This window comes from Streptomyces albus subsp. albus (assembly GCF_000719865.1).
GTDB lineage: Bacteria > Actinomycetota > Actinomycetes > Streptomycetales > Streptomycetaceae > Streptomyces > Streptomyces albus_E.
Map to the genome: position 1 here is coordinate 43126 of NZ_JOID01000017.1, position 11941 is coordinate 55066.

Annotated in this window: 14 protein-coding genes; 6 read left to right on the forward strand and 8 right to left on the reverse strand. The window is 75.5% G+C overall.

Features of this window, described 5'->3' with window-relative positions:
* Complete coding sequence (locus tag IF83_RS0119125) at positions 1–2763, reverse strand: ATP-binding protein (RefSeq protein WP_030545720.1); 2763 nt, start codon at positions 2761–2763, stop codon at positions 1–3.
* Between the two features lie 398 nt (positions 2764–3161).
* Positions 3162–3485 carry an STAS domain-containing protein gene (locus tag IF83_RS0119130; protein WP_030545722.1) on the reverse strand — a complete coding sequence of 108 codons (324 nt, stop codon included), beginning with the start codon at positions 3483–3485 and terminating at the stop codon, positions 3162–3164.
* A gap of 664 nt (positions 3486–4149) precedes the next feature.
* Between IF83_RS0119130 and IF83_RS0119140 the strand changes: the two genes are divergently transcribed.
* The 5 genes from IF83_RS0119140 (at position 4150) to IF83_RS0119160 (ending at position 7771) form a co-directional block, all read left to right on the forward strand.
* Positions 4150–4722, forward strand: coding sequence for a cob(I)yrinic acid a,c-diamide adenosyltransferase (locus IF83_RS0119140; RefSeq protein ID WP_030545726.1), 573 nt, complete (start codon positions 4150–4152; stop codon positions 4720–4722).
* Positions 4723–4881: 159 nt separating this feature from the next.
* Positions 4882–5085 carry a DUF5708 family protein gene (locus IF83_RS0119145; RefSeq protein WP_030545727.1) on the forward strand — a complete coding sequence of 68 codons (204 nt, stop codon included), beginning with the start codon at positions 4882–4884 and terminating at the stop codon, positions 5083–5085.
* A gap of 97 nt (positions 5086–5182) precedes the next feature.
* Positions 5183–5845, forward strand: coding sequence for a LuxR C-terminal-related transcriptional regulator (locus IF83_RS0119150; protein WP_030545728.1), 663 nt, complete (start codon positions 5183–5185; stop codon positions 5843–5845).
* Between the two features lie 242 nt (positions 5846–6087).
* Positions 6088–6666, forward strand: a complete 579-nt coding sequence (locus tag IF83_RS31275) for a hypothetical protein (protein WP_051722942.1) — start codon at positions 6088–6090, stop codon at positions 6664–6666.
* A complete protein-coding gene (locus IF83_RS0119160) occupies positions 6659–7771 on the forward strand; it encodes a beta-ketoacyl synthase N-terminal-like domain-containing protein (protein WP_030545731.1) in 1113 nt (370 codons plus the stop codon). Before IF83_RS31275 ends, IF83_RS0119160 begins: the two co-directional genes overlap by 8 nt.
* A gap of 92 nt (positions 7772–7863) precedes the next feature.
* Here the strand turns inward: IF83_RS0119160 and IF83_RS0119165 are convergent, their stop codons facing one another.
* On the reverse strand, positions 7864–9285 hold the full coding sequence (locus tag IF83_RS0119165) for a class I adenylate-forming enzyme family protein (protein ID WP_107046818.1): 1422 nt from the start codon (positions 9283–9285) through the stop codon (positions 7864–7866).
* A gap of 101 nt (positions 9286–9386) precedes the next feature.
* On the opposite strand from IF83_RS0119165, the gene fabG reads away from it, so the two are divergent.
* Positions 9387–10094, forward strand: coding sequence for a 3-oxoacyl-ACP reductase FabG (gene fabG, locus IF83_RS0119170; protein ID WP_030545735.1), 708 nt, complete (start codon positions 9387–9389; stop codon positions 10092–10094).
* A gap of 113 nt (positions 10095–10207) precedes the next feature.
* Here the strand turns inward: fabG and fabI are convergent, their stop codons facing one another.
* The 5 genes from fabI to IF83_RS34340 form a co-directional block, all read right to left on the reverse strand.
* On the reverse strand, positions 10208–10978 hold the full coding sequence (gene fabI / locus IF83_RS0119175) for an enoyl-ACP reductase FabI (protein ID WP_030545737.1): 771 nt from the start codon (positions 10976–10978) through the stop codon (positions 10208–10210).
* 226 nt (positions 10979–11204) lie between these two features.
* The gene (locus IF83_RS34325; protein WP_192883569.1) at positions 11205–11309 is read right to left on the reverse strand and encodes a class III lanthipeptide; all 105 of its coding nucleotides are present in this window, start codon (positions 11307–11309) and stop codon (positions 11205–11207) included.
* Positions 11310–11379: 70 nt separating this feature from the next.
* Positions 11380–11484, reverse strand: a complete 105-nt coding sequence (locus tag IF83_RS34330) for a class III lanthipeptide (protein ID WP_208605910.1) — start codon at positions 11482–11484, stop codon at positions 11380–11382.
* Between the two features lie 117 nt (positions 11485–11601).
* Positions 11602–11769 carry a class III lanthipeptide gene (locus IF83_RS35575; protein WP_208605911.1) on the reverse strand — a complete coding sequence of 56 codons (168 nt, stop codon included), beginning with the start codon at positions 11767–11769 and terminating at the stop codon, positions 11602–11604.
* Positions 11770–11815: 46 nt separating this feature from the next.
* Entirely contained in the window at positions 11816–11941 is a 126-nt protein-coding gene (locus IF83_RS34340) for a class III lanthipeptide (protein ID WP_208605912.1), read from the reverse strand.

The window sequence follows — 11941 nt, forward strand, 5'->3', positions numbered from 1 at the left end:
TCAGATGACCGGGAGTTCCTCGCCGGAGCCGGTCCCGTCGGCCGGGGCCGAGACCGACGACTCCGACGACGACTCCGGCGCCGAGACGGTGCCGCTGCCGACCGGGGAGACGGGCGCGGGCTCGCTGGCCGTGTTGGTGGTGCCGCCGCTGGCGGTGGGGTCCGGGCTCGTCGGCGTCTCCTCCGGGCTCTCCTCCGGCGGCTCCTCGGGGGTGCTTTCTCCCGTCGACGGCGTCGAGGACGGCTTCTTGGTCGGGGTCGTGTCCCCCGAGCCGCCCGACGAGCCACCCGAACCCCCGGAACCGCCGGAGGAGCCGCCGGAGCCGGACGACCGGGAGGCGCTGGGGCTGCCGCTCTTCGTCGACTCGCCGTCGCCGGAAGCGCTGGGGTCCGGGCTCTCGGAGGCCGACGGCTCTCCGGCCCGGCCGCTCTCCACGGGCTTCGGGCTGCGGGTGGAGTCCTTCACCGGCTCCTCGGCGGGCAGGCCGCCCCCGCCGTCGTCCTCGTTGGCGGACTGCTCGGAGATGACCCGGTCCGGCGGGTCCTCCCCGCCGCCGGAGGTGGCGCCGAGCGTCACCACGGTGCCGAGCACCGCGGCGAGCAGGACCCCGGCGCCGACCGCCGCGACGTTGCGGCGGGCACCCTGCAGCAGGGCCGGTGACCGGCCCGCTCCCCGGCGGGTGTTCCCGCCTCTGCCCGACCGGGTGCCGGACCTGCCGCCCGCACCGGTGCCGGACCCGGCGCCCGGCCCGGCGCCCGGCCCGGCGCCCGCCGGTGCCGGCGTCACCGCCGTGGCCCCGGTGTCCGCCGCCCGGCCGCCGGCGAGGGCGCCGAAGGCGGTGGTGACGGCGCCCGGCGGGGTGGCCGACTCCTCGGCGTGCGCGGCGGGGACCCCCTCGCCCGGTACCGCGCCGCCCGCCGCGTGGTCGAAGCCACCGGTCTTGTCCTCGACGAGGGCGAGCGCGCGGCGGCCCGACACGGCGCCGCGCCGGTCCGCGAGGACGCCGCGCAGCGCGATGGAGGCCTCCAGCTCGGCGCGGGCCCGGTCGAGCTTGCCGGTGCAGAGCGCGAGAACGCCCAACTCGTGGTGGAAGTACGCCTCTTCGGCGACCTCCCCGGAGATCCTGGCGGCCTCCTGCCCGTGCCGCAGGGCGCGTTCCCACGCGCTCCAGTTCAGCGCGGCGGCCAGCACGGGCGCGGCCGTGCGGGCCAGCAGGACGGCGGTGCTGGGGTGGCCGGGCTCCTCGCCGGAGATGAGGACGGCCATCACCGCGAGCATGGCCTCGGCCTCGGCGGCGGCCCGCTCGGGGACGACGGAGGGGTGACCGGCCCACCAGGCGTAGTGCCGCCCGGCGAGGTGGGCGCGGTCCGCGGCCCCCGCTCCGTAACCGGCGGCCTCCAGCTGGGTGGCGACGCCGGACGCGAGGCGGTAGTGCCCGCCGACGGGGGTGACGAGGCCGCAGGCGAGGAGTTCGCCGAGCGCGGCGTCGGCGTGGCTGTCGCCGGCGAGGGCCGGAAGATGGGCGTGGTGGGGGCAGTCGCCGCCGAGGGCGAGGGCCAGCCGCAGCGTCTCCCGGGCGGATTCGCTCAGCCGGGAGGCGAGCAGGGCGGCGGGCGCGGCGGCCTCGGCGAGGGTGGGCAGCGGTACGGCGGTCCCGGCCGCGGCCTCCGTTCCCTCCGGTCCGCTGACGGTGTCCACGGCGGCCGGCCGGTCCCCGGCGTCCCCGGCGCCCGGCCCCTCCGCCGGGGCGGCGCCGCCGGGGGTGTCCCGGCCGGCGAAGGCGTCCGGGTCGGCGCGCAGGGCGTCCCGCTGCCTCAGCAGGGCGCCGGCCTGGATGAAGCGGAGCGGCAGGCCCTCGGACTCGAACCAGAGGTCTCCGGCCCAGGCCTCCTCGTCGTCCGCCAGCGGGCGGTCCACGACGTGCCGGAGCAGTTCGGTGCAGGCGCCGCGGCTGAGGCCGGAGAGGTGCACCTCTTCCACGTGGGTGTCGGCGGGCGGGGCGGCCACGTCGGGAGTGGCGGAGAAGAGGAAGGCGCACTCGGGGGTGGCGTCGAGGAGCTCGCCGAGCGCGGAGCCGCCGAACTCGAGGTCGTCCAGCACGATGACGGCGCCGATGCGGCGGACGTGACCGAGCAGTTCTTCGCGGCCGGGCCGGTGCCCGGGGGCGTCGTAGACCGCGCCGAAGAGGTCGTACAGCAGGTCACAGGTGGTGCGGCCGTGGCCGGAGAGCCGGACGACGCCGTGCGGCGCGAGGTCGGTGCACTCCTCGGCCACGGCGTCCAGCAGGGCGGTGCGGCCGGAGCCGGAGGGGCCGGTGACGCGGACGGAGCGGCCCCGGGACAGCAGGCCGCGGAGCCGTATCCGCTCCTCGGCGCGCTCCAGCAGCGGAGCGGTGGACACGGCGGGCACGGCCGGGTCCGCGGGGACGGGCGGCGGGGTGACGCGGCTGCGGCGGGCGCGTTCCGCCGGGGTGCGGAAGGCGGGGGCGGCGGGCCGTTCGGCCGGCGGGCAGGCCTCGACCTCGCTGCCGTCGAGCGGGTTGACCGTCAGCAGATACTCGCCGGCGACGAGGGTGGTGGTGCGGACGGGCGCGGGCGCGGGGGTGCCGGCGACCAGCTCGGAGCGGGCGCCCTTCGCCGGAACGGGCAGCGCGGCGTCCCGCCCCCGGAGCTCGGGGAGTGCGGGCGTGCCGCCGGCGTCGTGCCGTGCGCCCGGACGGTCGTCGTGGCCGTGCTCGTCCGGCCCACGGTGGTTCGGGTCCATGGTGAAGCCCCCAGATACGTCGCGTGCCGATGTTCTCCCGGCCGGTCACTCCCCCGGCGGCGGCCGGGAGGTGCCCCCAGCCGTGGCGTGGTCCGGGGGGCGTCGCGGAGTGTGGGATGCCGCGCGTCCCGCACTTTAGACGGTCGTACAGGGTCCGGGAAACAGCGGAAGGGCCTGCGAACGCGAACGTCATGCGTTTGTGAGGTAAACGGGCAGTCGCACTGGTCACGGCACTGCGCACGGCACCACTTACGGCACGGTCCGGCACATCCGTTCACGGAACGGGAATCCGGCGCGCGGGTGCGGGGCGGCGGAAGGAACGGAAGGAAGGGGGCGGCGGTGCGGCCGCGCGGGCCGGGGGCGGTGGGCGGACCGCGCCGCTCCGGCGGGGCGGGCGTTCAGACCCGGGGCAGGGCCTCGGCGGCGAGGCCGCCCTCGATGGCGAGGATGCGGTGCAGCCGGGTGGCGACGAGAACTCGCTGCAACTGCGGCGGCACCCGGCGCAGCACGAGCCGCCGTCCGGCGCGGCCGGCCCGCCGGTGGACTCCCATGATCACGCCGAGTCCGGTGGCGTCCCAGGAGGTGAGTTCGCTGAGGTCGAGCAGCAGATCGCCGTGGCCGGAGTCCACCGCCGTATGCAGGGCCGCGCGGGCGTCCGCGGCGCTGCGCACATCGAGGCGGCCGCCGACGACCAGCTCGGCATGGTCGCCCCTGATATGCATATGCGCTCCCGGAAAGTGCTGCGGTGGCCTGGTGGGAATGGCCCGGTCAAGATCTACAGAACTGACTACCTCTCAGGCAGCATAGTTGCCATCTGTAAGCGAACCGATACGGAATTCACCCGAGTGGGGGATCCGGAGGTGCGCTTCCGCCGCGGGAGATGTAGTAGCGCCCGGCTGTTTCCGCCGCCGGGGTCACCGGCGCCGGTCCCGCGGTGCGGGCGCGGCGGAACGGGTCTCCCGCACCGGTTTCCCGTACCGGTGCCCCTGTACGCCCTCGCCGCGGTGTGACCTCGCTCGCCGTGCGGCGGCCGCGGGATGCGGGACGCCCGCCCCCGGGGCTCCGGCGGTGGCCGGCCGGCGGCCGGACGGTCCCCGGCCCGGCGTGCCGAGCGGCAGGACCGTGGTGACGGTGGAGTTCCCTGTCACTTGCCCGCCTCCTCGCACTGTGCCGGTCCGTGCCGGCACGGTCGCCGGCGGGAGCCGCGACATCTCCCACGCCGGACCCTAGCGGCCGCCGGGTCCCCGTCGAAAGACCAAGAGACGCGCATCACGTCTCACATGACGGACTTCACACCTCCGCTCCCGGACCGGACCGGCCGGGGTGTGACCGGCCGCACCCGCCCGGCACACCGGTGCCGCCGGAGGGCGTGGCTAGGCTCGGGCCATGGTCAACCTCACCCGTATCTACACCCGTACCGGCGACGACGGCACCACCGCCCTCGGCGACATGAGCCGCACCGCGAAGACCGATCTGCGGATCTCCGCCTACGCCGACACCAATGAGGCCAACGCCGTGATCGGCACGGCCATCGCCCTGGGCTCGCTGCCGGAGGAGGTCGTCAAGGTCCTGGTCCGGGTCCAGAACGACCTCTTCGACGTGGGCGCGGACCTCGCGACCCCGGTGGCCGAGAACCCGAAGTACCCGCCGCTGCGGGTGGAGCAGAGCTACATCGACAAACTGGAGGCGGACTGCGACCGCTTCCTGGAGCAGCTGGAGAAGCTGCGCAGCTTCATCCTGCCCGGCGGTACGCCCGGGGCGGCGCTGCTGCACCAGGCGACCACGGTGGTGCGGCGGGCCGAGCGCTCCACGTGGGCGGCGCTCGAGGTGCACGGGCAGATCATGAACGCGCTGACGGCGACCTACCTCAACCGCCTGTCCGACCTGCTGTTCATCCTGGCCCGGGTGGCCAACAAGGAGGTCGGCGACGTGCTGTGGGTGCCGGGCGGGGAGCGCTGAGCAGCCGGACCCCCGGCCGTCGCCGGGCCGGCCGCCCGCTGCATCGAACGATGTAGCCGGACTCCTCCGGCGGGCGGACGATCCCCGCCTTCACCGCTCCTAGTCTGGAGACAGACGCCGGATGTCACAGACAGTCAAACCGGAGGAGAGCGGTCAACGATGGCTTCATCCATGAAGAACCTGATCGAGGGCGCCATCACGTTCGTGGTGGGTCTGGCCCTGTGGCTGTTCACCGGGGACGTGGAGATCCCGGTGTTCACCCTCACCAAGGTGGGTGTGGTGCTGATGTTCGTGGGCGGAGGGCTGCTGCTCCTCGGCCTCTACCAGTCCGTCACCGGCTCCCGCGCGGTCAAGGACCACTGAGACCCGCCGCGGTCCGCCGCGGCCCCCGAGAACGACCGGGCCCCCCGGGTCCCGCACCCCGCGCCCCGGGCGGGCCGGGCGTCACGAAGGGCGGAACGTGATACGCGTCGTGGTGGTCGACGGCGAGTCCTTGGTCAGAACGGCGCTGCGGCGGGTCCTGCAGTCCACCGACGGCATACGGGTGGTGGGCGAGGACGACGGCCGGCGGGCGGCCGCCACCGTGGCCGGTACCGCGCCCGATGTCCTGCTGCTGGGCACGGGCGGGGCCGGGGGTGACGGAACGGCCGTGCTGCGTGCGGTGCGCGCCCTGCCCGATCCGCCGGCCGTCGCCCTGCTCACGCCGCCCGACGCGGGCGAGCGGATGGTCCACGCGCTGCGGGAGGGCGCGGCGGGCCTGCTGTTCCGCAACATCGCCCCGGCCACGCTCATCGACGCGGTGCGCGTGCTGGCGGCGGGCGGCACGGTGCTGGCCCCGGCGGTCCGCGGCGCCGTCATCGACGCGTACCTGGGATCGGGCGCGGCGGCTCCCGGCGCGGCGCCGGGCCTGCCGGCGGCGGCCGGACAACTGACGTGCCGTGAGCGGGAGGTGCTGGCGCTGGTGGCCACGGGGCTGTCCAACGCCGAGATCGCCGCCTGCCTCGACCTCGGCACCGGCACGGTCAAGGACCATGTGAGCGCGCTGCGCCGGAAGCTCGGCGCGCGCAACCGGGTGACCGCCGCGATCGCCGCCCACCGGCTCGGCCTCGTCCCCGCCCCTTGACGGCCGTGAGCGCACGAACCCCCGCGTGCGCTCACGGCTTCCCCCCGCCGGCCCGCGCCCCGGCGCCGCCCCCGCCAGCCCCGGGGGACCGGTCCGCGGTGGATTTCCCGGCCGCTGACCGGAACCTTTGACACCGCATGACTCTGCACTCAAGATGGCGTGAAACAGTATGACTATCTTGGGCGAGCAAGGGGGACTTGATGGCGGCCCGGATACATCGAACGGGAGACATACCGGCACTGGTGGCGCTGGCTTCCACTGACCAGGAAGCGCTGGCCACCGCGTCGAGGGCGACGGGGGAATCCCTGCTCGCCGGGGCGCCCGGGCTGCGGCGGACCGCCGGCGAGGCGGTGTCGGCCGTGCTGGAGGCGGCCTTCTCCGCACTGCCGGAACCGCTGCGCTCCACCGCGCCGCTGTATGTGCTCTGTGACGACTACAGCGTCTTCGCGGCGCGCCGGCTCGTCGAGCGCTGCCACGACCGGGAGCGGCGGCTGCGCCCCTCGGACTCCGTGCGGCCGGAGACCTCGGAGCTGGTACGGCCGTATCTGACGGCCGCCGGGCACCGGGGCAACTGCTACCTGCTGGCGGGGGTACCGGCCCAGTCCGTGCTGCGGCTGGCCGCCACGGCCGACCATCCGGCGGCCGTGATCTGCGAGCCGGCCGTGCTGCCCGGTGCCGATCCGCTGGCGCCCGGCTGCCTCGCGGTCGCCGCCGTCTGGGGCGCCGGCTCACCGCCCGCCCTGCCCCCGGACACCCTCCCCACCTCCTCGGCGCTGCTGACCGCCCTGTCCTCCACCGAAAGGCAGTGGGCCCATGTCTGACGACATCGTCATCAGCGGGATCGGGCTGCTCACGGCCTTCGGCCGGGGCACCGGCGCGTTCTGGCGCGGGCTCGTCGAGGGCCGGTCCGCGCTGGCGCCCGCGCGGCGCTTCGCGGCGGACTGCTACCACGGCGAGGCCGTCGGTGAGATCTCCGGCTTCCCGGTCGACGGGCCCGCGCGCAAGCAGGCGTACACGCTGGCCGCCGCCGAGGACGCCCTGCGGGCCGCGGGGCTGGACGCGCTGCCCGCGCGCTCGCTGGTGGTTATGGTCGGACAGTCGCCGCTGCGCGGGGACGGCGGGCTCCGCGAGGAGCTGGCCGAGTTCATGGGCCCCGCGCCGGCCGGGGTGCTGGCCGGGGAGCACTCCGTCCACCTCACCCAGGCCTGCGCCTCGACGGTCTTCGCGATCAGTCTGGGCCGGGACGCGCTGCGGTCCGGGGCGGCGACGACCGTCGTGGTGGCGGGCGGGACGGCGCTCAACCGCTACGAATACGCCAGCATGGCCGTCGTCCGGGCCATCGACCGGACGGCGGCACGGCCGTTCGACACCGGGCGGGCGGGGATCTCCCTGGGCGAGGGTGGCGGTGCCATCGTCCTGGAGCACGGCAGCACGGCCCGCGCCCGGGGCCTGGAGCCGGACACCGTGGTGGCCGGGGCCGCGTGCCGGGTCTCGGCGGGCAAGGCCGTCGCCTCGGACGCGGACGTGGTCGCCGGCTGCCTGCGCGACGCGCTGGACGACGCGGGGGTGGAGCGGGCCGACTACGTGCACGCGCACGCCACCGGCACCCCGCAGGGCGACGCGGCGGAGCTGCGGGCGATCGAGGAGGTCAGCGGCCGGACGGGCGCGGAAGCCGTGCCGGTCAGCTCGCACAAGGGGGCGGTCGGGCATCTGCTGCACATCTCGGGGGTGCCCGCGGTGGCCGCCGCCGCGATGGCGCTGCGCACCGGGGTGGTGCCGCCGACCCCGGGCCTGGCCGCGCCGGAGGAGACGCGCCGGGTGGTCCTGCCCCAAAGCGCGCTGCCCGTGCCGGGGATGGCGGCGGCGGTCGTCAACAGCTTCGGCTTCGGCGGCAACAACGCCTCGCTGGTCCTGCGCCGTACCTGACGGACCGGGCGCACGACGCGGCCCCGTGACGCGGCTCATGACGCGGCCCCGGGTGCTCGGGCACCCGGGGTCGCACCGCGTGTACCGGCCGTTCAGCCGGTGCCGATCAGCTCGCGCAGGGCGGCGGTGTCCACCTTGCCGTTGGGGTTGACCGGGAACCGCTCCACGACGTGGACGGCGTTGGGCTGTTCGAACTCGGCGAGGTGCGGGGCCATCCGCCGGCGCCAGTCCAGCGAGGCGCCGGCCTCCGGGTCGGCGACGAAGAAGTGCAGGGCGTGTCCGCGCCGGGGGTCGCGTACGGCGACCACCTTGACCTGCCGGCCGCAGCTCTCCGCCTTCCGTTCCAGGCTCTCCGGGAAGAGGGTGTGGCCGAGCCGGTGCACGGCCTGGTGACGGCCCGTGACGTGCAGATGGCCGTCCTCGTCGAGGCGGCCCAGGTCGCCGGTGCGGTACCAGGCCGTCCGGTCCACCGGGGTCAACTCGCCGTCGGCGGTGAGGTATCCGGCCATCAGGCCGGGCGAGAGCACCTCGATCTCGCCCGGCTCTCCGGGGGCGGCCAGGCGGCCGCCGGGCACCGTGACGCGCACCCGGACGCCGGGCAGCGGACGCCCGCAGCCGACCGGGCGGCCCGGGGTGGCCAGGGCGACGTTGCCGAGCTCGGAGAGGCCGTAGCCGTCGAGGAGCGGCCGCCCGAGGGCCGCGCGGAAGGACTCGGCGAGCGGCTTGTCCAGCGGGGCGCCACCCACCCCCCAGATCCGTACGCCGTCCAGGCCGGAGCGGGCCGCGGGGCGGCGGCGCAGCAGGCCGAGCAGGGCGTGGTAGGTGGACGGGGCCGCGTCCACGGCGGTCACCCCGTGCGCCGCGGCCAGGGCGACGGCCCGGTCCAGCCGCTGGTACGGGGTGACGACCAGGGTGCTGCCGGTGAGCCACCACAGCAGGATCACGGAGAGCCCGTACTGGTGGGAGAAGGGCAGCAGCGGGGCGAGGACGTCGCCGGAGCGGTAGCCCATGCCGGCGATGGTGCGTTCGGTGTTGTCGCGCACGGCGACGCCGGACTTGACGATGCCCTTGGGCCGGCCGGTGGTGCCGGAGGACCACAGCACGACGGCGTCCGGCCGGGCGAACCAGGCGCCGGGGTCCGGCCGTCCGGGCAAGGGCTCCAGGCCCTCGCCGAGGCCCGGGTAGCGCAGGGCGCGGGTGCCGGGGGGCGGGTCGGCGGGCAGGGCGCGGCACAGCAGCCACCGGGCGCGGGCCTGTCCGGCGGCGGCGCGGGTGCCGGCCGCGGACTGCCCGTGGTCCACCGGCACCACGCTCGTGCCGAGGTGGGTCAGGGCGAGCAGCGCCACCACGTAGGCGAGGGAGTTGTCGCCCTGGATCAGCACCCGGTCGCCGGGCCGGACGCCGTGCTCCTCCAGCGCCCGTGCCGCGGCGAGTATCCGCCGGTCGAGCGCCGGTCCCTCCAGTACGCCCTCCGCGCCGGCGAGGCGGGGCCCCCGGGCTTCCGGTCCGGCCATGTGTTCCTCCAGGGGTGTGCGTGAACGAGCCAAGTCAACCTGAGTCAATATTAGTTATAGTGGAGTCACGAAGGTGCCGATGTCCGGGAGATGGGATTGCCATGAGTCAGCCGCGTACCGCCCTCGTGACCGGCGGCAACCGGGGCATCGGCCTGGCGATAGCGGAGTCCCTGGCCGCGGCCGGCCACCGGGTCGCGGTCACCCACCGGGGCCGCGCCCCGGAGGGGTTGTACGGGGTCCGCTGCGACGTCACCTCGCCCGGGGAGGTGGAGGAGGCGTTCACGGCCGTCGAGCGCGACCTCGGGCCGGTGGGCATCCTCGTCGCCAACGCCGGGATCACCTGGGACACCCCCTTCGCCCTGATGACGGAGGAGCGGTTCGGCCGCGTCATCGACACCAATCTGGTCGGTGCCTACCGCTGCGCGCGCCGGGCCGTGCCGGCGATGCTGCGGGCCCGCTGGGGCCGGATCGTCTTCATCGGCTCGGAGGTGGGCCTCTCCGGGAACGCGGGCCAGGCCAACTACGCGGCCTCGAAGGCCGGTCTGGTCGGTCTCGCGCGTTCGCTCGCCCGCGAGACGGGGCGCCGCGGGATCACCGTCAACACCGTCGCCCCCGGTTTCATCGACACCGAGATGACCAGCGGACTGCCGGAGCGCCACCGGGAGGAGGTCGTCGCCCGCAACCCGGTGCCGCGTATCGGCACCCCGGCCGATGTGGCCTCGGCCGTGACCTGGCTGGCGGACGAGACGGCGGGCTACGTCACCGGCGCGGTGATCCCCGTGGACGGCGGGCTGGGAATGGGCAGTTGAACTTTCCGGGGCGGACCTCGCGCCGGGGCACCGGGCCGGGGCGCCCCCCTGCCATGGGCCGGAGCGGCCGGCGGAGGGGGCCCGGAACGGCCGATGGCCGGGCGGTCGGACGGTCAGGCGCCCAGCATGTGCGTACCGCCGTCCACATGGACGATCTCCCCGGTGGTCGCCGGGAACCAGTCGGACAGCAGCGCGAGACAGGCCCGCGCCACCGGCTCCGCGTCCCCCGCGTCCCAGCCCAGGGGCGCCCGCCGGCCCCACTCCTTCGCGAAGCCCTCGCCGTCGCCCCCGATGCCGCGCGCCGCCAGGGTGTTCAGCGGGCCCGCGGCGACCAGGTTCACCCGCACCCCCTCCGGGCCCAGATCGCGGGCGAGGTAGCGGGCGCAGGACTCCAGCCCGGCCTTGGCGACGCCCATCCAGTCGTAGCCGGGCCAGACCCGCGAGGCGTCGAAGTCGAGGCCGACGACGGACGAGCCGGGGGCCAGCAGCGGCCGGCAGGCGACGGTCAGCGCCTTCAGGGAGTAGGCGGAGGTGTGGAGGGCCGAGGCCACATCGGGCCACGGGGCGTCCAGGAAGCCGCCGTCGAGGCAGCTCGCGGGCGCGTGGGCGACGGAGTGCAGGATGCCGTCGACACGGTCCAGGTGGCCGCTCAACTGATTTGCCAATCCGGCCAGTTGCTCTTCGTCGGTGACGTCGAGCTCCACCACGGGCGGCGGGTCCGGCAGCCGCCGGGCGAGCCGGGCGACGAGGGTGGGCCGGCCGTAGGCGGTCAGGACGACGCGGGCCCCCTGCTCCTGCGCCAGCCGGGCGACGGCCCAGGCGATGGAACTCTCGGTGATGACCCCGGTGACGACCAGGTTCTTGCCGTGGAGCAGACCGCTCATCCCGGCTCCTTCCTCCCTGTTGCGGTGTGCGGGCCCTGTCTCGGTGTACGGGCCGGTGGTTCCGGCCGGACGAGCGCGAACCGCCGGGTGCGGGCCCGGAGGAGCGGGCCCGCACCCGGCGGAGCCGGCGCACCGGCCGGCGCGCCGCGGGCGCGCCCTCCGGCCACCGGGGGGGTGTGGGCACCCGGTGACCGGAGCCGGAACGGGACCGGCGGACGCCGGTGGTTCAGCAGCTGTTGCTGATGGTGCTGCTGGGCAGGGCGGCCTCTTCGGCCGGGACCTCAAGGGCCTGCAGGTCGAGAACGATCGACACGGTTCCTCCTCGGAACATGACACGGACTGGACGGTGATGCGGACCCGGCACCGGGTCCGGGACCCGGCGCCGGCCGGCCTCGGGAGCCTCAGCAGTAGGCGCTGATGGTGCTGCCCACAAGGGCGGCCTCCTCGGCCGGGACCTCAAGGCCCTGCAGATCGAGAACGATCGGCACGGTTCCTCCTCGGAACACGGCACGGGCGGCTGCGGCACGGATGCCGCACGGGCGCCGGCCGGCTCCGGGGTGCGGTGGTCCGGGGCATCGCCCCGGGACCGGGAACCCCCGGTGCCGGCCGGGCCTGAAGGAGCCTCAGCAGTTGTTGCTGATGGTGCTGCCCGGAAGGGCAGCCTCCTCGGCGGGGACCTCAAGGCCCTGCAGGTCGAGAACGATCGACATGGTGATTCCTCCTCTCCGGAAAACTCGCGCGCGGACACGGGGGCGCCGGCGGTGGCCCGGGGCCCGGCGGTTCAGGGGCATCGACCCGTCACCAGGGGCCGGGCGGCGGCCGGAAGCTCCGCCGGATTCAGCAGTTGTTGCTGATGGTGCTGCCCGGAACGGCAGCCTCCTCGGCGGGGACCTCAAGGCCCTGCAGGTCGAGAACGATCGACATGGTGATTCCTCCTCTCCACGGCTCGGGGGTTACGGGCAC